Genomic DNA, 19,599 nt, shown 5'->3' on the forward strand with positions numbered 1-19,599 from the left:
ACTCCCTATCGAATTACGGTGCGGATATTTCGGCGCCCCGCGTCTCCGCCATGCAGCCGATAAACAACGGTCCTGGTCGGAGGCAGAGCATCCGAGCAGGCGATGCGCGGGCGAATTGCCATGAGCGAATGCATATCGATCTTCTACGGCCCGGTCCGATGCGGACCGTTGGTGGTACGGCTGGCCGGGCGCCTCGTCCGTGAGACCGACGGGTTCGTGCTCGACGTGCTGGTGTCGGGTCGCGTCGCGACGGCTTGCCAGGACGGCGCCGAACGCCCGACCTCCGACTTTGTCGATATTCGTGCGGATCCACTCACATGACTTCCGGCTCGTCGGCGGTCGGCACGAATGCCGAAACGATGGTCGGCGAGGCCCATCATCGCTTCTACAACAATCTACAAATCATCATGTCGATCACTAACGCGATATTGCGCTGCGCCGTCGGCGACCCAGCGGTTCATGATCGCATCGCCGATCTTCAGGACAGGGTCGCTCAATTTGCCGAAATCAACCGGCTGCTATCTGGGCCTTTCACACCCGAGTTGGTTTCGCACGCGACGCTGGCAAAGCTCTGCGACTGCATCGCCGCCGCGTTCGACCGCTCCGCCACTTCCATCACGATCTCAGCGCACGGACGGATAGTGTCGGTGCAGGCCTCGCGCACGCTTCTTCTGCTCGTTGCGGAGTTGGTGACGAACGCGTTTAAACACGGCAGTCGTGATGCGCCCTTGCACATAAGCGTAGTGCTGAACGTGTCCTCTCAGCACTGCCGTCTCGAGGTCTGTAACAATTCTTCTGGCGTCGGGAGCGTAAGCCTACCCCGTATCGCCTCCGAACTGGCCGAAGCCGCCGGTGGCATCCTGAGCTGTCAGGAAAACAACGGCGAATTCCGCGTCTGCGTCGTGTTGCCGCATACCGGCCTGTAGGTTTGGCGCACCGACTGGCTTACGGCCTCTAGACGGCGCCCGGCCGCTAGGCCACAACCCCGATACCGCACTGCGGCAAACCTGAAGATTTCGAACGGTCTGAGGGACGCACCTCAGTTGCATTCATCGGACATTCGGCAGGGTCTTGCGCTGCTGGAGGTCGGCAAAGGGGTGTATGCGGACCTGCTTCCATATTGCGATCGCTGCGCTGACGGCACCCTCTCTCGCGAACGGCGCGCCGCGAGATGATGCGCGCACGCTGTCGCTTCCGGCCCAACCGCTCGCCGCAAGTCTTCAGGCCATCGCCAAACGCTACGGCGTCGAGCTTCTTTTCTCGCAGGCTGTCATCGGGAGTCGATGGGCACCGTCGGTCTCCGGGCGAATGCGCGTCGAGCAGGCGCTGTCGCTGGTGCTCGCCGGATTGCCGTTCGTCGTCCGCAAAACGGGCGAAGGCAGCTTCATCATCGCAGAGGCACCGATCGCCGCAAGCGAGCAGCCGGAAGCCACGCCGGAGATCCTGGTGATCGGCCGGCGCACCCAGAATGCCGACGTCCGCCGCACCGAAAACGATGTCCGTCCGTATCAGGTCGTCACGCGTCGGGAGATCGCGACGTCGCACGTCGCGACGATCGAGGAGCTCGCGGCGAAGCGTTTTCCGGCCAATGCCCAAGGAGTAACGCAGTCGCAGCTCGGCGCCAGCGCTCAGGGATCACCGGCATCGGCGATCAACCTGCGCGGCCTCGGGACCGATCAAACCCTCATCCTGGTCGATGGCCGCCGGCTTCCGATGATGCCGGGCCCGATCGCCGGATTCAGGCAGGCCGATGTAAATGCGATTCCGCCCGAAGCCGTCGAGCGGGTCGAGGCGATCACCGCCACGGCAGGCGGCATCTACGGACCCGGGGCGACCGCCGGCGTAGTCAATCTGGTGCTGCGGCGCGACTATCGAGGAGTTGACATGGCCATGACCAGTGGCGTCACTGCGCGCGGCGATGCGCCGTATCGGCGGCTGGACATGCGCATGGGATTCACCCCCGATCACGGCGCTAGCGACGTGATGGTGGAAGTCGCGCGCTCCTATTTTGGCGGCCTGAGTGTCGGCGATCGCGATTATCAGAAGCGTTCGAATGCCCGCATATTTGCGAACGACCCCGGCTATTTCGTCTTGGCCGGGCCGCCTTCCTCTGCATCCTTGACCATCGTCGCGGAGGACAGGGAAGCGCTGCGCCTGAAGCCGGCTTATGGCGGTGCGCTGCTCGCTTCGCCGCTCACCTTTGCGCCGCCGGCGGATGGGCGGTCCGCGGCTGATCTCGTCCGGGTGCTCACCGCCAATGCCGGCAGGATCGATCCCACTCCGAGCGCCGACACCTCCGGCGAACAACAAACCTTGCTGTCCAGCCGGCGCACCACGTCGCTCGTCGCCAGCGCCAGGCACCGCGCCGGGCCGGTCGAGGTCTTTCTGGACTATCTGCACCTCGATAACGAAGGTCGAGCGCGCACCGGCTATCCGAGAAATCGCGTATCGCTCGGTGCTGCCGATCCGGCCAATCCGTTCGACCAGCCCGTGTCGGTCTACGCACCGGGGCCGTCGCAAACGGTCGACTTCGACTTCCACTCTCGTGTTGACCGATTGACCGGCGGAGTGATCGTCGAGCTTCCCGCCGCATGGCGCGCGGAGGGCGACTATAGCCGCGGATCAGGCGTGAACAGCTATGTCGCGAAGGGCCGGCAACTCACGCTTGCTGGCCTTGCCGCATATTATAGTGGCGCTGTCGGCAACCCGCTCGGCAATTATTCCGAATTCATTCAGTCGTTCGACGGGCTGTTCGGCGACGATCGGACAAGCGCCTACGCGCGGAACGACTTCGACAACGCCTCGATCAGGGTGGCGGGGCCGGTCCTGTCGCTCCCGGGCGGCGGGCTCACCGCGACCTTGCTGTTCGAGCAGCGCCGCGAGCGCGTGACGGATACCAGCCGCACGAGCTACTCGCCGCTAGTCGAAACCTCCGTTTTCGAAACGCTGCCCCGATATGCGCAGCGCACGCGGTCGATTTACGGCGAGCTGCGCGCGCCGCTGATCGATCCCCGCGCGGGTTTTCGCCTGCTGCGCGGGCTGGAGGCACAGCTTGCGATACGGCGCGACTGGGTGACCACAGATGCGGTTCAGGACGCCTTGTCGGTCGACGGCGGGGGCGTTCGCACCGTGCGAAACAGCGGGCTGGTCTATACCGCCGGCGTAAAATTTTCGCCGCTAGGCGGCGTCCTGCTGCGCGGCAGCATCGCGACGGGGCAGCAGCCGCTGACTGTCCTCGAACTTTCGCGCCGGGTGCTTAGTGGGCTTACCTTCGACGATCCCAAGCGGCCGGGTGACATCCAGTTTTTCGACGACATATCGGGCGGCGCACCAAAGCCGCGGCCCGGGCGCGCCAGGAGCCTTTCCGCGGGCGTGATTCTCCAGCCACCCGGGGTTTCGGCCTTGCGCCTCTCGGTGGATTACACGCACATCGAGAAGGGCGGAGAGGACGCGCCAAGCCTGGCCTCCGGCGCCGATTATTTCATCGCGAACGAGGACCGATATCCGGATCGTATCGTCAGACGGGCGATTACGAGCGAGGATATCGCCCGTGGATACAGCGCGGGAGCGATTGTCAGCGTCGACAATTCGAGCCTGCAGAACGGCCGTACGCTTATCGACACCGTCGATGGACGCCTGGACTACACTATCCCGCTCAGCCGGGGTGCGACACTGGAGCCGTACGCCGCAGCCACGTGGCAGCCGCGCTTCCGGCGGTTCGTCGGCTTCGGGGTGCCAAGCCGCGATTATGTCGGGGTGACCGACGGAGCGCCGGCCTTTCGCGGCAACGCAGGCATGCGTTTGACCGCGGGCCCGCTTACCCTTTCCGCCGATGCGCAAGTGAGCGGGGGCTATCGCATCACCAGCGCGATCGAGTTCCTCAGGGAGTTGGAGGAGCGATATGCGGTCGTGCAGCAGGGGGGCGTGGACGTCCCGCCCCAGGCTACACTCGACTTGGCCGCTGAATATCGTCTCTCCTTAGCCGGGCATGCGCGCACCGGCCGACCGAAAACGATAAGCATCCGATTCGGGATACAGGATGTGTTCGACACGCGCCCGGCGACGGTGGTCAATTCCTCCGGCGGATATAACAATTATCTCGATCCGCGGCGACGGCGATTCGACCTCTCCGTCGCAGGCAGCTTCTAGTGCCTACTGCGCCTGTGCCCCCGCATTACGAAGGCCTCTCACCCTTCCGCTAAAACTCGAGGGTTTCTGCCGCTCTAGCAATATCTGACTGCGGTTTTGCGCACGGCCCATGCCAGACCCAAATTGAGCGAAGACCGGATTTCGGCGGTGTCCCAACGAATGTGCGTTCGATAGGAAATTGCGCGAAACCCGACCTGCGCTGGACCTCAGTTGGGGCGAGGCGAGTGGCGGCCGATGAGCCCGCTTGAGCCCTAATTCTGGTCGTTCGGCATGCCGTTAAATCCTCCCGGAAGCGGCCGTTCGTCCTGTCGGCAGCGAACGACCGCCATCGGTGGGAAACAGGCGTCCCGCGTTCGTATAGGCCGGCTCCAACTAGATGAAACGCACGCCGTGCCATCTGCTCGCTGCAACCCGTTTGCGGACCTTCCGTTTGAATTTCTCTGGTGGCAGCGCAGTACGTGTCTTGTGCCGGTGCTGATTGCAGAACAAGCAGGCGGCGACGATATTCGTGGCCTCATCGCGGCCACCGTCGCATCGCGGTTTCAGATGCTCGGCGGTTGCCTGAAGCAAGCGCGCCCTCGCTTTAGATAGGGCATGTGTCTTGGCGAATTTTGCCGGATCCTTTCGCCACATCGGGGCTCCGCAATAGTGACAACGTCCTTCCTGCTTGCAGAAGCAGGCATCGCGAATTTTTTTAATACTTGGCATATGTTACCTACATTGAATGGCTTCAATGCGGTGCGCAGCGACTTGCGTCGATCGGGATGAGCTCTTGCTCGCGCCTAAAGCAGCTTTGCCGCTTCCACTGTCCTCAGGTCAGGAGTCCCACTCTCCAACCTGTGTCCTTTATACCCGCACCCACGGTTAAGACGCAAGAGAAGCAACGTCCATTTGGCGCAATCAACTTCAGAAGCTGCCTTGTCTTCCGAGTCGAAGACGACCCCTTTGCCTCGGCATGGACGAACATGAGCGTCACGTCCGCAAGCTTGCCGTGTTGGCCGATGCGCACTTCTTTAAACGACTGGGTGAAGAGGCGCCCGTCGAAGACATCTTTAGAGGCGGAACGACAGCCGTCAGAGCTCAATCACGCCTTTTAGGCGCAGGCTCCCGTCAGGGCTTAACGAACCGGTAAACAAAGCGATCGGTTTCGCCCTTGATCGAGGGATCAAACACTTTCACCGCATGCCGATCGGCCGGTCTGGCGAGCAAATTGCTTTCCGCGTCCAGAATGAAGCCGGCCGCTTCCACCTCCGCGCGGGCGGATGCTGGGTCGATCCGGTGCAGCGATTGCGTATCGCTCGTTCCTGAACCCGTCGCAGCAGCGTGGTCCACAATGACGTAGCGCCCGCCGGGCTTCAACCGCTCGAAGACGGCTCGGTTGAAGGCGGCCGCGGTCGCGCCCTTGGCCTGGATGAGCTTGGTATGGAGATCGTGGTAGAAAAGGTGCAGCCATATGACATCCGCCGGCTGCGTAACCTCCGGCATCGCTGCGAGATCAGCCGAAACGGCTTCGACATTTTCTCGGCCCGGCTCGCTCGCAAGCGCACGCATCTGGCCAACGGGATCGTTCTTGAAGTCGGCCACTTCGGCCGGCACGAAGCTGTAGACTTTGCCTTCAGCGCCCACGATGTCGGAGAACAAACGCGTCCAGTCGCCCTCGCCCGGGTAAACGTCGATGATAGTGGAGCCCGCATCGATGCGCGCGAACCGGATCAGCTCGGATTGGGTGGCTTGATCGTACATCGTCAGCTCCTGTGTCAGATCGTGCAATGCGCGAAAGCGCTTTCATGACGCCCGCAAATCACTGCGATCGTCGGGCGAATCTGCCGCATTTTCAGGCCGCAAGCCCATAGCGGCGCGCGCTAATGCCTGTGTGTCGACATACTCCCGGATCCTCGCAATTTTGCCGTCTTCAACCGTGATAGCGAAGATCCAGTCGTCCTCGAACGTCGTATTCGTGGCTTTGATCCTCCCGCTCGCAGAGCCAATCACCAGAACCTTGTCTCCCTGCGCCACGAACTCCCGTGGTTCGGTGGACGTCTCAACGGAGCTGGATGCCTTTTCGAGCAAATCCACCAAGCCCGCATGTCCGCGGTAGGTTCCAGCCAGCGGCCAGTCCTTGCCCGGAATGATCCACTCAATGTCTTCGGCAACCAGCGCGAGCAGAGCCTTCCTGTCGCCGCCGCCGAGCGCGGCGAGGAAGGCTTTCACGGTTTGGATGCTCTCTTCGATGCTCATGGAATTCTCTCCTTTCCTTGCGCGATGTCAGTCGAACTTGACCAAATCCTTGAAGATCAGGCGGCCCCAGCTATTCCCGTGCGCCTGCACAAGCAGGCCACCTTCAGAAAGCCCGCCAAGCTGGATCGGCGCAAAGCCGAGCTTTTCCGCAACCGCACCGATGGCCGTTGCCGCATCGTCGTCGTCGCTCGTCAGGAACACGACACGCTTGCCGCCATGCACGGTGGGGTCTTGGTCGAGAACCTTCGCGACCAGATGGTTGAAGCCCTTGACCACCCTGCCCCCGGCAAAGGCCTGCGCGACGACCTTCGCGGACGGCTGCCCGCCTAGCTCTTCCTCGGGCACACCATAGGCATTGGTCACATCGACGATGATCTTGCCCTGCCAATCGGGCAGTGCCTTCGCGACCTCGGAATGCTGCTGGAACCGGACGGCCAGGAAGATCACGTCAGCTTGGACGGCGTTCGCCAGCGTATCGGGCACAATTCCGGGCCCGATCGCCGCCGCGGCTGCCGCGAAGCTCTTCGGGTCGCGCGTTGTTGCGACGGACACCTCGATGCCGCTGCGGGCAAATGCCCTGGCCAGGGTCTGACCGATCTCGCCGAAGCCGATGATTGCGTAGCTCATGATGTTTCTCCGATCGTGATTGAGGTTAAGCTCAGACTTGCGCCAGCCCGCCATCGACGGCGAGATCGACGCCGGTGACGAACGAGCTTTCCTCGGACGCGAGGAAGACGACGGCAGCCGCAATTTCCTCGGGCTCGCCCCGGCGGCCCATCGGGATCTGCGATGCAAATTGGGCGGCCGCTCGCTCGGCTTGTTCGGGCGTGAGGCCCGTCGTTGTCGCGAGAGCGGGGGTGTCGATCGGACCCGGGCTCATCGTGTTCACTCGGATCTTGCGGTCCTTCAGCTCCAGCGTCCAGGCGCGCGCGAAGTTGCGGACAGCTGCCTTGCTCGCAGCGTAGGCGCTGAACCCGGGTAGCCCCATTACGTTCGAGACCGACGATGTCAGGATGATCGAGCCGCCGTCCCGGAAGAGCGGAAGGGCTTTCTGCACCGTGAAGAACAGCCCTTTCACGTTCACGTCGAACGTCTGGTCGAAATGCGCTTCCGTCGCCGCTTCGAGCGTAGCGATCGTTCCCGCGCCGGCGTTCGCGAACAGAATGTCGATGTGGCCGTGCTTTTCTTTCACGACAGCATAGAGCCGGTCCAGATCATCCAGGCGCGACACGTCGCCGATAACGGTCGTGACATTTTCTTCGATGACGGCAGCAGCTTCCTGCAGCTCTTTCTCGCGTCGTCCGGTGATCACGACGTGCGCGCCTTCTTCCACGAAGCGCTTTGCCGTAGCCAAGCCGATCCCGCTGCTGCCGCCGGTGATGACGGCGATTTTGCCTTCAAGTCTTTTCATGATGGGTATCCTTGCTGTGCGCGACCCTCGCAGGAGGCCGTGCGGCGATTCAGATCTGCGCGAGGCCGCCGTCGACGGCGACTTCGCTGCCGGTCATGAAGCTGCTGTCGGTCGAAGCGAGAAAGGCTGCTGCTGCGCCGAGCTCTGCCGGATCGCCCATGCGCTGAAACCCGGTCATCGCGCCGTAGGCCTTCACGCCCTCCTCGCCGAGCGCAGTCGTCGCGAGTTCGGTCGCTATCGCGCCGGGCGACAGGATGTTGACGCGGATGCCGGTGCCCTTCAAATCCTCCACCCAGGTCCGCGCAAGATTGCGGACCGCCGCCTTACTGGCGCTGTAGGCGGTGAACGCCGGGGCGCCCGTGGTGCCCGCGCTCGAACCGGTCAGGATGATCGAACCACCTTCGCCCATCAGCGGCACCGCCTTCTGGACGGTGAAGATCGTGCCCTTCACATTGACGCCGAACGTTTCGTCGATGTGCTCGGCGGTGATCTCGCCGAGCTTGAGCGGGCTTCCCACGCCGGCATTGGCGAAGACGATGTCAAGGGTTCCGCGCTCGGCCTTCACCGCCGCATAGAGTTGGTCGAGGTCGGCCTCGTCCGAGACCGAGCCCCGCACCGCGCGGGCGTTTTCACCAAGCTCGGCCACGGCGGCGTCGAGCGCGTCCTGCCGGCGGCCAAAGAGGAAGACGAACGCGCCCTCTTCGATGAAGCGCTTCGCCGCGGCCAAGCCGATGCCCGTCGCGCCGCCGGTGATGACGGCGGTCTTTCCGTTCAATCTTGTCATGTCGCCCATCCTTCGTTTCGGATAATCGGTTGTGCGGGAACGTCCCCGAAGAGCCTCAACATGGGCCGGCCAAGGTGGAGCTGTGAGTGCATAATCGTGCACATCGGTGGTGCAAAATCGATCCAATTGTGGAATCGAGAGTCGCAGCGACCGCGTGCAACAGACCTGCTTATGCTATAGCAAGCTTCAAAGGCCCGATTGGCGGCGCGGGAATGCACCATGATCGACTGGGATGACGTTCGCTATTTTCTCGCCGCCGCGCGAGAAGGCTCGGTGCGAGCCGCCGCCAAGCGTCTCGGCGTGAACCACGCGACCGTTCTGCGCCGCATCGCCCAACTCGAGCAACGCCTTGGCGCGCTGATGTTCGAAAAGCTGCCGTCGGGCTACCGCATGACGGAAGCTGGCGAGGAGGTCCTCGAGCTCGCGAAACAGATGGAAGCGTCAGCGCATCAACTGGAAACGCGGGTGTTCGGGCGCGATCAGAGCGCCCATGGGCTCTTGCGAGTCACGCTGACACCGATCCTGGCGACACATCTGCTCATGCCGGACTTCGCCGATTTCGCGAGGGCAAATCCTGACATTGAGATGGACGTTCTGACGTCCGGCGAGCTTGCCAACTTGACCAACCGGGAAGCCGACGTGGCGATCCGTGTCGTCTATGATCGCGAAACCCTGCCGCTCAATCTGCACGGGCTCATGGGACCGGAGTTGTACGGCGGCATCTACATGTCACGCGACCGACTGGATTCCTGGCATGCGGGCCTGCCTGACCCGATGCGGTGGATTGTCATCAGTATGCACGGCATTCCGGACTGGGCTAGCCCGGGTGACATTCCGACAACGGCAGTTCCGTTCAAGACAACGGATGCGGCGGCACAGATCGTCGCCGTACGGCAAGGGCTCGGTATCGCGGCGCTGCCATGCTTTGTCGGTGATGCCGATGCGAAGTTGGCGAGAGTGCCCGGGAGCGATCTTCATATGTATGGAACGTTGTGGCTGCTTTCCCAGGGCGAGACGCGCAAGACCAAGCGCGTGCGGCTCTTTATGGAATTCGCATCCGGCCGCCTCGCCGGCCACGCGCCGCTTCTGGCAGGCTTGTCGTCGCCGCAAGACTAACAAGGATCGGCAATTCGCCCACGTGGCAAGCTGCTCCAGAATCGCTACCTGCACAACAGCGCTGAAACGCACGTTCTGTTGGAGGCTTGGGGCTTCTGACTTGAACAGATGTAGCGTGGGTCGGAGCGGTCGTTCCGAACAAAGGCGCCCCAAGCAGGACCCAAGCGCCCACCCAGCCGTACGAGCTTTCGCCAGCAAGTTCCGGAGTTTCCTACTGAAAGCTATGGTGCCGCTTACAGGACTCGAACCTGTGACCCCCGCATTACGAATGCGATGCTCTACCAGCTGAGCTAAAGCGGCCGACACCTGACGAAGCGCGTGCGTCTCGTCGAGAGCGGCGCGCTTACCAGCATGATTCCTAGCTGGCAAGCGTTGCGATTTGCTTGCGGCCCCATCGTCGCCGCTTCCGCATTGATACGGAGCCCATGGGCTTTACGCGCTGTTTACCACGGCGGGTGCACAAGCGGGGTTCAGAATGCCGGGCACGTCGCCCGCGAGTGGAGCACGCGCATGGATATGGCCCGCGGCCTCAACGATCCGATGGACTTCGAGCCCGAGGGCGACGCCCACGATGCCGCCCCGGATCCCGCCTACGAGATCGGCAGCGACGAGCGGCGGATGCACGTGCGCGCCTATAACCACTGGGTGTCGCTGCTCCATGGCCGCGCCTATCCCTCGATCGAAGACCTCGATCCCGACAATATCGCCGATTTCGGACCGCACAGCGTGCTGCTCGACTTCTCCAAGGGCGTCGACAGCCCGTCGATCCGCTATCTCGGCCGCGCCTTGCGCGAGGAATGCGGCGTCGATCGCTCGATCACCCATGTCGCCCAGGTCCCCACTCGCTCGCTGCTCTCGCGACTGACCGACCATTATCTCCAGATCATCGCCAATCGCGCGCCAATAGGCTTCGAGGCCGAGTTCGTCGGGCAGCGCGGGCACAACACGCTCTATCGCGGCATCCTGATGCCCTTCTCGTCCGATTCGGACGGCATCGATTTCATCTATGGCGTGATCAACTGGAAGGAGCTGGTCGACGCCGAGACCGAGGCACGGATCCACGCCGAGATCGCCGAATCGCGCCGCGGCACCCCTGCCCCGGCGGTCGCCGCGATCTGGGCCGACGGCCCCAGCGCCGGATTCGACTCGGCCGATGTCGATGGCGCCACGCTCACTGCCGACGCCAGCCTGGCCGACCGGCTGCACGCCGCGCGCGAATTGGCCGCCGCCGTCACCGAATTGGACAATCGCAGCCGCGCCGCGCTCTATCGCGCGCTCGGCCGCGCCTATGATTTCCTGTGCGTCGCCGAAGGCGATGCCGCGGGCTATGCCGAGCTGCTCGCCGATGCCGGGCTCACCGTCCAGGCGCGCGCGCCGATGACGCCGGTGGTCAAGCTGGTCTTCGGTGCCGACTATGACAAGACGCGGGTCACCGAATTCGCCGCAGTGCTCGGCCATGCCCGCCGCATCCTGCTGCCGCTCGGCGGGCTCGAGGGCTTCCTCGACATGGTCGAGGGCGGGATCAAGGGCGTGGTAAAGGCCGAGCGCGAGCTACGCCGCCCGACGCCGCGCAAGGACGTGTTCCAGCGCGCCGCCGAGGAACTGCGCAGCCGCCCGCCGCTGGGCCATGTCCAGATCGACGCATGCGGCGACGAGTTCGTCGTGCTGCTCGCCCGCGCCGGCCGCGAAGGGCTCGATATCGTCGCGCGCTTCGAGGACGACCAGTCGCTCACCGAACGCGCGATCCGCAAGGCGGCGGCCTGACGGTCTGAACGCCGGCTTCAGCTCGGGGTGCCGACGCCCCGAGCCGCCACTGCCGGCGCGTTCTGCCACCCCCCTCCGAGCGCGCGGAACAGGTCCACCTGCGTCTCCGCGATCGCTGCATCGGCTTGGGCGAGCTGCGCCTGGGCGTCCGCAAAGGTGCGCTCAGCATCGAGCAATTGCAATGTGTCGATATCGCCCTCGCGCTGACGCGCCCGCGCGATGTTCGCCGCTGCCTCGGCCTCGTTGTTCGCCGCCTGGAGCGCCGTGCGCCGATCGAGTGCATGGGCATAGGCCGACAGCGCCGTCTCGGTTTCCTGGAGCGCGCGCAGCACGGTGCCGTCGAACGTGGCGAGCGCCGCCTGGGTGTCGGCCTCGGCCGCCTGGACGCGCGCGCGCGCCGGTTCGGGATTGACCGCCCAATTGAGCAATCCGCCGAGCAGCCAGCGCAGCGGCCCGGCGCCGAAGACGTCGCCGATATCCGTCCCGGTGGAGCCCACCGAGCCCCCCAGCGAGATGCGCGGATAGAGGTCGGCGGTCGCCACCCCGATCCGCGCCGTGTCGGCAGCGAGGCGGCGTTCGGCGGCGCGAACGTCGGGCCGCCGCGCGAGCAGCGCCGCGCCGTCGCCGACCGGGATCGGCTTGGCGAGCCGCAGCGTCGCGCTGCGCGCCTTCGCGGTATCGGGCAGCTCGGCGGGGCTGCGCCCGGTGAGCGTCGCCAGGCGGAACAGCGCAGCGTCGCGCGCTGCCTCCAGCGAAGGCACTTCGGCCAGGCGCTGGTTGCGCAGCGCGGCGATCCGCGCGGTATCGAGCCGAGTTGCGAGCCCGACATTGCGGCGGCGCTCGGTCAGGTCGAGCGACTGATCGAGCAGCGTGACGATATGCCGCGCCACGGCAAGCCGTTCGCCCGACGAGGCGGCATCGGCATAGGCGCGCGCAGTGTCCGCTGCGACGATCACCCGAACGGCGTCGGCATCGGCCTGCGCCGCGGCATAATCGCCGCGTGCCGCCTCGACGCCGCGGCGCACTCGGCCAAACAGATCGACTTCGTAGGAGACATCGAGCCCGGCATCGATCTGCCAGTCCTCGCGCGCGGCGCCGGCGGGGCGCTGGCCCTCGGGCAGGCGCCCGTAATTGCCGCTGGCGCCGACACTGGCCTGGGGCAACCGATCGGCCCGAGCGCCACGCAGCCCGGCGCGTGCCTTCTCGATCCGCGCCACCGCGACGCGGATGTCGGTGTTGGCAGCAAGCGCATCGGCGACCAGGCCGTCGAGCACCGGGTCGTCATAGAGCCGCCACCAATCGCCTTGCACCGGCTCGGGCGTCACCGCCGCGCTGGTCGCTACGAACGATCCCGCGGCGGCCTGCGGATGGACGGGGGCGACATAATTGGGGCCGGCGGCGCAGGCGGCAAGCGCCAATGCCGAAGCGGTGGCGAGAATGATGCGATACGTGGTCATTGCATTTCTCCTCCCCGCGCTTGCGACGGGTGCCGAAAGCGCGGGGTTACAGAGCGAGGTCGTTATTCGGCGGGCTGGAGCACGGGCGCGTGCGCCTCGCCCAATCCACGCCGCCTGCGCGCGAGACGCTGTCCAAGCCCGCGGCAGACGACGTAGAAGGTCGGGGTGAAGAGCAGGCCGAAGCCGGTCACGCCCATCATTCCGAAGAACACCGCGGTGCCCAGCGCCTGGCGGAGTTCGGCACCCGCGCCGCTCGCGATCAGCAGTGGCACGGCGCCGAGGATGAACGCGAACGAAGTCATCAGGATCGGCCGCAGACGGTCTTGCGCGGCACGCACCGCGGCCTCGACCGGGCTGAGCCCGTCCTGCGCCTCGGCCTGCTGGGCGAACTCGACCACCAGGATCGCGTTCTTGGCGGCAAGCGCGATCAGCACGACCAGGCCGATCTGGGTGAGGACATTGTTGTCCATGCCCCGCAGGTTCACGCCGGCCATGGCCGCGAGCAGACACATCGGCACGATCAGGATGATCGCCAGCGGCAGCGTCAGGCTCTCATATTGCGCCGCCAGCACCAGGAAGACGAACAGCACGGCCAATCCGAACACCAGGCCAGCGGTGCTTCCCGCCATCTTCTGCTGATAGGCGATGCCCGTCCACTCGGCGTTGTAGCCGGGCGGCAGCTGGCTGGCGAGCTTCTCCATCGTGTCCAGCGACGCCCCCGAGCTGTAGCCCGGCGCGGTATCGCCATCGACTTCGACCGCCGGGAACAGATTGTAGCGCGTCACGCGATACGGCCCGGTCTTGTTCTCGAAGGTCGCGACCGAACCGATCGGCACCATCGCGCCGGAGTTCGAGCGGGTCTTGAGGTTGGCGATGTCCGCCTCGGTCGCGCGGAACGGTGCATCTGCCTGGGCGGTCACGCGATAGGTGCGGCCGAGCATGTTGAAGTCGTTGACGAAGGTCGAGCCGAGATAGACGTTGAGCGCCTCAAACACCCGCTCCGGCGGCACGCCGAGCATGTTGGCCTTGCGGCGATCGATATCGGCGAAGACGCGCGGCGTGGCAGTGTTGAAGAAGGTGTAGATCTGCTTGAGGCCGGGAGTCTGGTTGGCCTGGCCGATCAGCCCGAAGGCGGTCTTGCCTAGATCCTGATAGCCATGCTCGCCGCGGTCCTCGACCATCATCCGATAGCCGCCGGCCGAACCGATGCCCTGGATCAGCGGCGGGGGGACGACGAGCAGCATCGCCTCGTTGATGTCCGCAGTCCGCTTGCGCGCCTCGTCCATGATCTGGGCATAGCTGACCCCGAGCTTCTTGCGCTCTTCGAACGACAGCAGCGGCACATAGGCAGCGGCGCTGTTCGGAGCGAGCGTCTGCGACGGACCGTCGAAGCCGGCGAGCATCACCGAGCCCTTGACCCCCGGAATGGGGAGGATGCGCGCGACGACCTTGCGCATCACTTCGTCGGTGCGCTCCAGCGACGAGCCCGGAGGCAGCTGGATCACGGTGAGGAAATAGCCCTGATCCTGTGCCGGGATGAAGCCCACCGGAGTCGCCCAAAACATGGCGATCGTCGCCGCGATAAGGCCGGCATAGGCGACCATCATCCGCTTGGGCCGCGTGACCAGCACGCGGGTCAGCCGCGCATAGCCATTGCTCATCCGCTCGAAGCCGCGGTTGAACGCCTCGGCAGCGCGGTGGGCCCATCGTCCGATCGACCCCTTGGGTTCGCCTTCATGCCCCTTGAGCAGGACTGCGGCGAGCGCGGGTGACAGCGTCAGCGAGACGAGCAGCGAGATCGCCGTCGCCGCCGAGATCGTCACTGCGAACTGCTTGTAGAAGGCGCCCGACAGACCGTTGAGGAACAAGGTCGGCAGGAACACCGCGAGCAGCACCAGCACGATCGCGACGAGCGCGCCGGAGACTTCGTCCATCGAGGTTCGCGCCGCCTCGAGCGGCGTCATCCCCCGCGTCAGATTGCGCTCGACATTCTCGACCACGACGATCGCGTCGTCGACGACGATGCCGATCGCCAGCACCAGGCCGAACAGCGAGAGGTTGTTGAGCGAATAGCCGAGCGGCAGCAGCACCGCCATCGTGCCGATCAGCGAGACCGGAATCGCGACCACCGGGATGATTGCCGCCCGCCACTTTTGCAGGAACACGATAACGACGAGCACGACGAGCAGGATCGCTTCGCCCAGCGTGTGATAGACCGCGTCGATCGACTGAGAAATGAACTCGGTCGGGTTGTAGATGACGCGATATTCGAGCCCCTTGGGGAAGTTCTTCGACATCGCCTTGAGCTCGTTCTCGACATTCGTCGCCGCGGCGAGCGCATTCGAGCCCGGACGCTGGAAGACGCCAAGGATCACGGTGGGCTTGTTCGAGAGATAGGTATTCGACGAATAGTCCGCCGCGCCGAGCTCGACGCGTGCGACATCGCTGACGCGCACCTGACGGCCGTCGGCATCGGTGCGCACTACGACCTGGCCGAATTCGCTCGGATCCTTCAGACGGCCCTGCGTCTCGACGTTGAGCTGGAAGGCGTTGCCGCCAGGCGTCGAGCCCGGCTGGCCGAGCGTGCCCGCGGCGACCTGGATGTTCTGCGCACGCAGTGCCTGCACGATGTCACCGGCGGTGAGATCGAGCGCCGCGGCGCGGCCCGGATCGATCCACACGCGCATCGCATAATCGCGCGCGCCGAACATGCGAACGTCGCCGACGCCTTCGATGCGCGCGAGGCGATCCTTCACCTGGGTGAGCGCATAGTTGGAGATGTAGCTGCGATCGACTGAATTGTCGGGCGAGATCAGGTTGACCACCATGAGGAAGTCCGGCGTGGTCTTCCGGGTAACGACGCCGAGGCGCTGCACTTCCTCGGGAAGCCGTGGCACGGCGACCGCGACGCGGTTTTGCACCAGCACCTGCGCGGCATCGAGGTTGGTGCCCGATTTGAAGGTCACGGTGATCGTGACGTTGCCGTCGCCGGTCGATTGCGACGACTGGTAGAGCATGTCGTCGACGCCGTTGATCTCCTGCTCGATCGGTGCGGCGACCGTCTCGGCCACCGTTTCGGCCGAGGCGCCGGGATAGCCGGCAGTGACCGTCACCGTCGGCGGGACGATGTCGGGATATTGCGAAATCGGCAGGGCGAGATAGGCGATCGCGCCGATGATGGTGATCACCACTGCGATGACCGCGGCGAAGATCGGGCGCGTGATGAAGAAACGCGAGAGGCGCATGGGCCTACTCCTCGCTAGAGGGGGTTCGAAATCCGTCTGCCCTGAGCTGGTCGAAGGGCGTCGCCCGGGCTGGTCTCCGCGGCGACGCACCCTTCGACAAGCTCAGGCCGAACGAAGGAAAAGGGTCCTGCCGCCGGGCACTTGGGGACCGCCCGGCGGCAGGTCGGTCAACGCGCGAAGGTGGCTTCGCCCGTGACCGGAGCCGATACGACCGGCGCTTCGGCAAGCGCCTGGGGCGCGATCTTGCCCGGCTTGACCTGGACCTTGCTCCCCGGCGGCGACATCTGGCCGCCGGCGAGGACGACGCGATCCTGCGGGGTGAGGCCAGAGCGGACGACGCGCAGGCCGTCCACGACGGGCCCGAGCGTCACCGGCTTGGGCTGGAGCGACCCGTCCTTGCCCACCGTCATCACGATCTTGCGCGCCTGATCGGTGCCGATCGCCGAATCCGGGATCATCAGCGCGGTGGCGGTGCCGCCGGCCGAGAGCCGCATGTTGCCGAACATGCCGGGGGTGAGGAACATCCCCGGATTGTGAAGCACCGCGCGGCCGCGGATCGTCCCCGACTTGGGATCGAGCCCGTTGTCGGTGAAGTCGAGCGCACCCTGCCAGCGATAATCGGTCTCGTCCTGGAGACGGATCTCCACCGGCGAGGCCTTGCCGCCCTCTGCCTGCGCGCGCTTGGTCTTGAGGAACAGCGCCTCCGAACCGTCGAACGCAAAGTAGATCGGATCGAGCGCGTTGATCGTGGTCAGCAGCGAGCCGCCCTGCCCTTCGCCGGCGGCGACGAGGTTGCCGGCATCGACCTTGCGGTCCGAGATGCGGCCGGCGATCGGCGCGCGGACCTGGGTGAATTCGATATCGAGCGCGCGGGCACGGACGCGCGCCTGGGCAGCGGCAACCGAAGCGCCCGCAGCACGGACGCGGGCCTGGAGCCGCTCGACATCGCTCTTCGACACCGCCTCGACCGCGACCAGCCGCTGCGCGCGGCCGAGATCGGACTGGGCGAGCGCGAGGTCGCTCTGCGCGGTGGCGAGGCCGGCACGCGCCTCGGCCAAAGCCGCCGCGAACGGGCGCTGGTCAATCGAGAAGAGCAGCTGGCCCTTCTGCACGATCGCGCCGTCGGTGAAGTGAACGCCGGTGATCGCGCCCGAGACGCGCGGACGCACCTCGACCGTGCGGCTGGGCTCGAAGCGGCCGACATAATCGTCCCATTCGTTGATCTCGCGCACCAGCGGCTGGGCGACGGTGACGGTGGGCGGCGGGGGCGCGGCGAGCGCCGGCGTCTCATGGTTGGCGAAGCCGACGCCCACCGCAATCAGCACCAGCGGCAGCGCGATCAGGCCGCCGCGCTGCCAGCGCTTCATGCTGCCGAACCGGCCATGGCCGTTTTCGGGCCGCGTCGCGGACTCATTGGTCTCAATGGGCGAGATCATGTTCATGTCGATTTCCCTGATTGCGGGCTGCCCGGCCACGGCTGATGCTGGCGAGCAACGTTTCATATTGTTCGGGCGTGAAGCCCGCTGCGTGGAAGGCGCGGATCTCGGAAAGCGGCAGCGTGTAGCCCTTGTGCCAGGCGAGCACCGCGATGCGGCGCAGCGCTTCGAGCCGCGGATCGGCGAGCTTGGGATTGGGCCGCTGCCCGCCAAAAATCATGCCCAGCGCCACCGACAGTTTGCCCGGCGCGCTGAGCGAGCCGATCCGGTCGCCTTGCGCGATCGCGACGACTTGCCATTCGAGTGCGGAGAAACCGGTGCGCGGGCGCTCGGCAAGGTCCATCGGAGGAGCGACCGGGCTGCCCTGGAGCGGCGAGAAATTCAGATAGGCCATTAGTCGTCTCCCTTCTTTCGGCAGGCCGCAGGCGCGCCTCTGCGCGCCCGGAGCGGTCCTCTCGCCGCCGGCTGCCTTGGTTTGCGGTCGTGCGGGAGCATCGGCGCCGCGGCATGCGGAGCCCATGATCTCGCCGAGTTCGGCCGAAGACCGCGCCTGCGGCGGGCCGCGGACGTCATTCCTCGCTATGCTGTTGAATGCCGTGCCGGGCTCAGCGCCCGGCGCGTTCTCGTTTCTGACGGAGCTGAACCATGCAGCGTACCTTCCCCAAGAAGGTTGCGCCGACTTCCGAGGCGCAAACCCATTCCATACCGACTGGTATAGAAATCGTGCTGCGTTGCGTCAAGCGTTTTTTATACTGGCCGGTATTATTTTGTCGAGGGCCGATGTGGCGGCGTAATGAAATTGCGACGGCGCGGCCAAACCCCGCGCCATCCTCCCGGCCTTGCGCCGAGATACAGCGGGCCGCCAAAACGGTGAGCCCGGCCAACACCGGGAGGCACGATACGCGTACGACTTAGCCCGACTGGATCAGCGCGTCGGCCAGACGGCCAGGCTGGTTTCGACCAGCCGCTCGAGCTCCTCGCGGCTCGCTCCCGCCCCGGCCTGGAGCGAAAACCCCTGGAGCAGCGCGGCGAGATACCCCGCCATGCCCTCGGCGCTCATCGTCTCGGGCAGGTCGCCTTCGGCCTGGGCGCGCTCGAAGCGCTTGACCAGCGCGTCCGACGACGACTGGCGGCGCATGATGACTTCGGCACGGATCGACTCGGCTTCGACTCCGCACGCGACCGAACTGATCACGCGCAGGCATCCCTTGGGCTCGCAATCGCTGGCCTGCATCTGCAGCGCTCCGCGCAGCAGCCGCTCAGCCACCCCGCGCGCCGTCGGCGCATCGAGCGCCTGCGCCATATAGGCCAGCTTCTCGCGCTCGTAGAGGTCCAAGGCCTTGCGGAACAATGCCTCCTTGTTGCCGAACGCGGCATAGAGGCTGGGCCGGGTGATCCCCATCGCATCGGTGAGATCGGTCAGCGAGGCGCCCTCATAGCCCTTGCTCCAAAAGACGCGCAACGCCGCAGCCAACGCCTCATCGACGCAGAACTCGCGGGGTCGTCCCTTCACGCTCGGGCAGAAAGCCGTTTTCATATCAATCGGTACATAAGCCTAAATTGCTAAAAATCCAGTATCATCTTTGCGATGTCACCGATTACCGTCCAACGCGCCGGATGCACCCCGGATGCGGCCAAAATGTGATATAAAGAATTCTTTAAATGAGCTCTTGACCGCGAAGCTGCGAGCCGGGATGCTTAAGGCGTCGAGGTTCTCCATCGGATTTCCGGTGGAGCTAAGACGGGAAGCCGGTGCGGCCCTCGGGCCAATTCCGGCGCTGCCCCCGCAACTGTGAGCGGCGAGCGGCGGCCGATACGTGTCACTGGGGTCCGCCCGGGAAGGCCAGGCCGACGTTATGACCCGCGAGCCAGGAGACCTGCCTTTGACGCACGTCCACCGGCGGGGTGCCCGGTTCGGCCGCTTGCGCGATGCGCGGTCCGATCCGGCCCGCGCTTCGTTCGTGCGCGTCTTTCAGGCCCCCGCCCCCTCATCGGGGAA

16 protein-coding genes, 1 tRNA gene and 1 riboswitch are annotated in these 19,599 nt (G+C 65.2%); of the genes, 5 read left to right on the forward strand and 12 right to left on the reverse strand.

The window, feature by feature from the left end:
* The first annotated feature begins 120 nt into the window (after positions 1 to 120).
* From AB2M62_RS13390 to AB2M62_RS13400, 3 genes are all read left to right on the forward strand, one after another.
* The gene (locus tag AB2M62_RS13390) at positions 121 to 321 is read left to right on the forward strand and encodes a hypothetical protein (RefSeq protein ID WP_404334485.1); all 201 of its coding nucleotides are present in this window, start codon (positions 121 to 123) and stop codon (positions 319 to 321) included.
* Entirely contained in the window at positions 318 to 926 is a 609-nt protein-coding gene (locus AB2M62_RS13395; protein ID WP_404334487.1) for a histidine kinase dimerization/phosphoacceptor domain -containing protein, read from the forward strand. Before AB2M62_RS13390 ends, AB2M62_RS13395 begins: the two co-directional genes overlap by 4 nt.
* Positions 927 to 1,101: 175 nt before the next feature.
* On the forward strand, positions 1,102 to 4,149 hold the full coding sequence (locus AB2M62_RS13400) for a TonB-dependent receptor plug domain-containing protein (RefSeq protein ID WP_404334488.1): 3,048 nt from the start codon (positions 1,102 to 1,104) through the stop codon (positions 4,147 to 4,149).
* 372 nt (positions 4,150 to 4,521) lie between these two features.
* Here the strand turns inward: AB2M62_RS13400 and AB2M62_RS13405 are convergent, their stop codons facing one another.
* The 6 genes from AB2M62_RS13405 to AB2M62_RS13430 form a co-directional block, all read right to left on the reverse strand.
* Entirely contained in the window at positions 4,522 to 4,857 is a 336-nt protein-coding gene (locus AB2M62_RS13405) for an HNH endonuclease (RefSeq protein WP_404334490.1), read from the reverse strand.
* A gap of 402 nt (positions 4,858 to 5,259) precedes the next feature.
* Positions 5,260 to 5,892 (reverse strand): class I SAM-dependent methyltransferase, encoded by a 633-nt coding sequence (locus AB2M62_RS13410; protein WP_404334492.1) that lies wholly within the window; start codon positions 5,890 to 5,892, stop codon positions 5,260 to 5,262.
* A gap of 42 nt (positions 5,893 to 5,934) precedes the next feature.
* A complete protein-coding gene (locus AB2M62_RS13415; RefSeq protein ID WP_404334494.1) occupies positions 5,935 to 6,387 on the reverse strand; it encodes a nuclear transport factor 2 family protein in 453 nt (150 codons plus the stop codon).
* Positions 6,388 to 6,414: 27 nt separating this feature from the next.
* On the reverse strand, positions 6,415 to 7,014 hold the full coding sequence (locus AB2M62_RS13420; RefSeq protein ID WP_404334496.1) for an NADPH-dependent F420 reductase: 600 nt from the start codon (positions 7,012 to 7,014) through the stop codon (positions 6,415 to 6,417).
* Between the two features lie 31 nt (positions 7,015 to 7,045).
* Positions 7,046 to 7,798, reverse strand: coding sequence for an SDR family NAD(P)-dependent oxidoreductase (locus tag AB2M62_RS13425; protein ID WP_404334497.1), 753 nt, complete (start codon positions 7,796 to 7,798; stop codon positions 7,046 to 7,048).
* Between the two features lie 49 nt (positions 7,799 to 7,847).
* Complete coding sequence (locus AB2M62_RS13430; RefSeq protein ID WP_404334499.1) at positions 7,848 to 8,582, reverse strand: SDR family NAD(P)-dependent oxidoreductase; 735 nt, start codon at positions 8,580 to 8,582, stop codon at positions 7,848 to 7,850.
* A gap of 219 nt (positions 8,583 to 8,801) precedes the next feature.
* Between AB2M62_RS13430 and AB2M62_RS13435 the strand changes: the two genes are divergently transcribed.
* Complete coding sequence (locus AB2M62_RS13435) at positions 8,802 to 9,698, forward strand: LysR family transcriptional regulator (RefSeq protein WP_404334501.1); 897 nt, start codon at positions 8,802 to 8,804, stop codon at positions 9,696 to 9,698.
* A gap of 224 nt (positions 9,699 to 9,922) precedes the next feature.
* On the opposite strand, the gene AB2M62_RS13440 is transcribed toward AB2M62_RS13435, so the two are convergent.
* Positions 9,923 to 9,998, reverse strand: a tRNA-Thr gene (locus AB2M62_RS13440).
* A gap of 210 nt (positions 9,999 to 10,208) precedes the next feature.
* Between AB2M62_RS13440 and AB2M62_RS13445 the strand changes: the two genes are divergently transcribed.
* Positions 10,209 to 11,462: a hypothetical protein gene (locus AB2M62_RS13445; protein ID WP_404334503.1), complete on the forward strand. Its 1,254-nt coding sequence runs from the start codon at positions 10,209 to 10,211 to the stop codon at positions 11,460 to 11,462.
* Between the two features lie 17 nt (positions 11,463 to 11,479).
* Here the strand turns inward: AB2M62_RS13445 and AB2M62_RS13450 are convergent, their stop codons facing one another.
* From AB2M62_RS13450 to AB2M62_RS13470, 5 genes are all read right to left on the reverse strand, one after another.
* Positions 11,480 to 12,919, reverse strand: a complete 1,440-nt coding sequence (locus AB2M62_RS13450; RefSeq protein ID WP_404334505.1) for an efflux transporter outer membrane subunit — start codon at positions 12,917 to 12,919, stop codon at positions 11,480 to 11,482.
* A gap of 62 nt (positions 12,920 to 12,981) precedes the next feature.
* Complete coding sequence (locus tag AB2M62_RS13455) at positions 12,982 to 16,164, reverse strand: efflux RND transporter permease subunit (RefSeq protein WP_404334507.1); 3,183 nt, start codon at positions 16,162 to 16,164, stop codon at positions 12,982 to 12,984.
* Positions 16,165 to 16,331: 167 nt separating this feature from the next.
* Positions 16,332 to 17,606: an efflux RND transporter periplasmic adaptor subunit gene (locus AB2M62_RS13460; RefSeq protein WP_404334509.1), complete on the reverse strand. Its 1,275-nt coding sequence runs from the start codon at positions 17,604 to 17,606 to the stop codon at positions 16,332 to 16,334.
* Positions 17,584 to 17,994 carry a hypothetical protein gene (locus tag AB2M62_RS13465; protein ID WP_404334511.1) on the reverse strand — a complete coding sequence of 137 codons (411 nt, stop codon included), beginning with the start codon at positions 17,992 to 17,994 and terminating at the stop codon, positions 17,584 to 17,586. Before AB2M62_RS13465 ends, AB2M62_RS13460 begins: the two co-directional genes overlap by 23 nt.
* Before the next feature lie 531 nt (positions 17,995 to 18,525).
* Positions 18,526 to 19,137, reverse strand: coding sequence for a TetR/AcrR family transcriptional regulator (locus tag AB2M62_RS13470; RefSeq protein ID WP_404334513.1), 612 nt, complete (start codon positions 19,135 to 19,137; stop codon positions 18,526 to 18,528).
* 155 nt (positions 19,138 to 19,292) lie between these two features.
* Positions 19,293 to 19,500: riboswitch (cobalamin riboswitch) on the forward strand.
* Positions 19,501 to 19,599 lie beyond the last annotated feature (99 nt).

Origin of the sequence: Sphingomonas sp. MMS12-HWE2-04 (assembly GCF_044881185.1) — a bacterium.
GTDB lineage: Bacteria > Pseudomonadota > Alphaproteobacteria > Sphingomonadales > Sphingomonadaceae > Sphingomonas.

What these genes read in the sequence shown, in the direction of transcription:
- AB2M62_RS13420 (WP_404334496.1), bottom strand. Translation starts at nt 7,014, where the DNA reads ATGAGCTACGCAATCATCGGCTTCGGCGAGATCGGTCAGACCCTGGCC.
- AB2M62_RS13400 (WP_404334488.1), top strand. Translation starts at nt 1,102, where the DNA reads ATGCGGACCTGCTTCCATATTGCGATCGCTGCGCTGACGGCACCCTCT.
- AB2M62_RS13415 (WP_404334494.1), bottom strand. Translation starts at nt 6,387, where the DNA reads ATGAGCATCGAAGAGAGCATCCAAACCGTGAAAGCCTTCCTCGCCGCG.
- AB2M62_RS13405 (WP_404334490.1), bottom strand. Translation starts at nt 4,857, where the DNA reads ATGCCAAGTATTAAAAAAATTCGCGATGCCTGCTTCTGCAAGCAGGAA.
- AB2M62_RS13465 (WP_404334511.1), bottom strand. Translation starts at nt 17,994, where the DNA reads ATGGCCTATCTGAATTTCTCGCCGCTCCAGGGCAGCCCGGTCGCTCCT.
- AB2M62_RS13395 (WP_404334487.1), top strand. Translation starts at nt 318, where the DNA reads ATGACTTCCGGCTCGTCGGCGGTCGGCACGAATGCCGAAACGATGGTC.
- AB2M62_RS13455 (WP_404334507.1), bottom strand. Translation starts at nt 16,164, where the DNA reads ATGCGCCTCTCGCGTTTCTTCATCACGCGCCCGATCTTCGCCGCGGTC.
- AB2M62_RS13435 (WP_404334501.1), top strand. Translation starts at nt 8,802, where the DNA reads ATGATCGACTGGGATGACGTTCGCTATTTTCTCGCCGCCGCGCGAGAA.
- AB2M62_RS13470 (WP_404334513.1), bottom strand. Translation starts at nt 19,137, where the DNA reads ATGAAAACGGCTTTCTGCCCGAGCGTGAAGGGACGACCCCGCGAGTTC.
- AB2M62_RS13430 (WP_404334499.1), bottom strand. Translation starts at nt 8,582, where the DNA reads ATGACAAGATTGAACGGAAAGACCGCCGTCATCACCGGCGGCGCGACG.
- AB2M62_RS13410 (WP_404334492.1), bottom strand. Translation starts at nt 5,892, where the DNA reads ATGTACGATCAAGCCACCCAATCCGAGCTGATCCGGTTCGCGCGCATC.
- AB2M62_RS13450 (WP_404334505.1), bottom strand. Translation starts at nt 12,919, where the DNA reads ATGACCACGTATCGCATCATTCTCGCCACCGCTTCGGCATTGGCGCTT.
- AB2M62_RS13390 (WP_404334485.1), top strand. Translation starts at nt 121, where the DNA reads ATGAGCGAATGCATATCGATCTTCTACGGCCCGGTCCGATGCGGACCG.
- AB2M62_RS13445 (WP_404334503.1), top strand. Translation starts at nt 10,209, where the DNA reads ATGGATATGGCCCGCGGCCTCAACGATCCGATGGACTTCGAGCCCGAG.
- AB2M62_RS13425 (WP_404334497.1), bottom strand. Translation starts at nt 7,798, where the DNA reads ATGAAAAGACTTGAAGGCAAAATCGCCGTCATCACCGGCGGCAGCAGC.
- AB2M62_RS13460 (WP_404334509.1), bottom strand. Translation starts at nt 17,606, where the DNA reads ATGAACATGATCTCGCCCATTGAGACCAATGAGTCCGCGACGCGGCCC.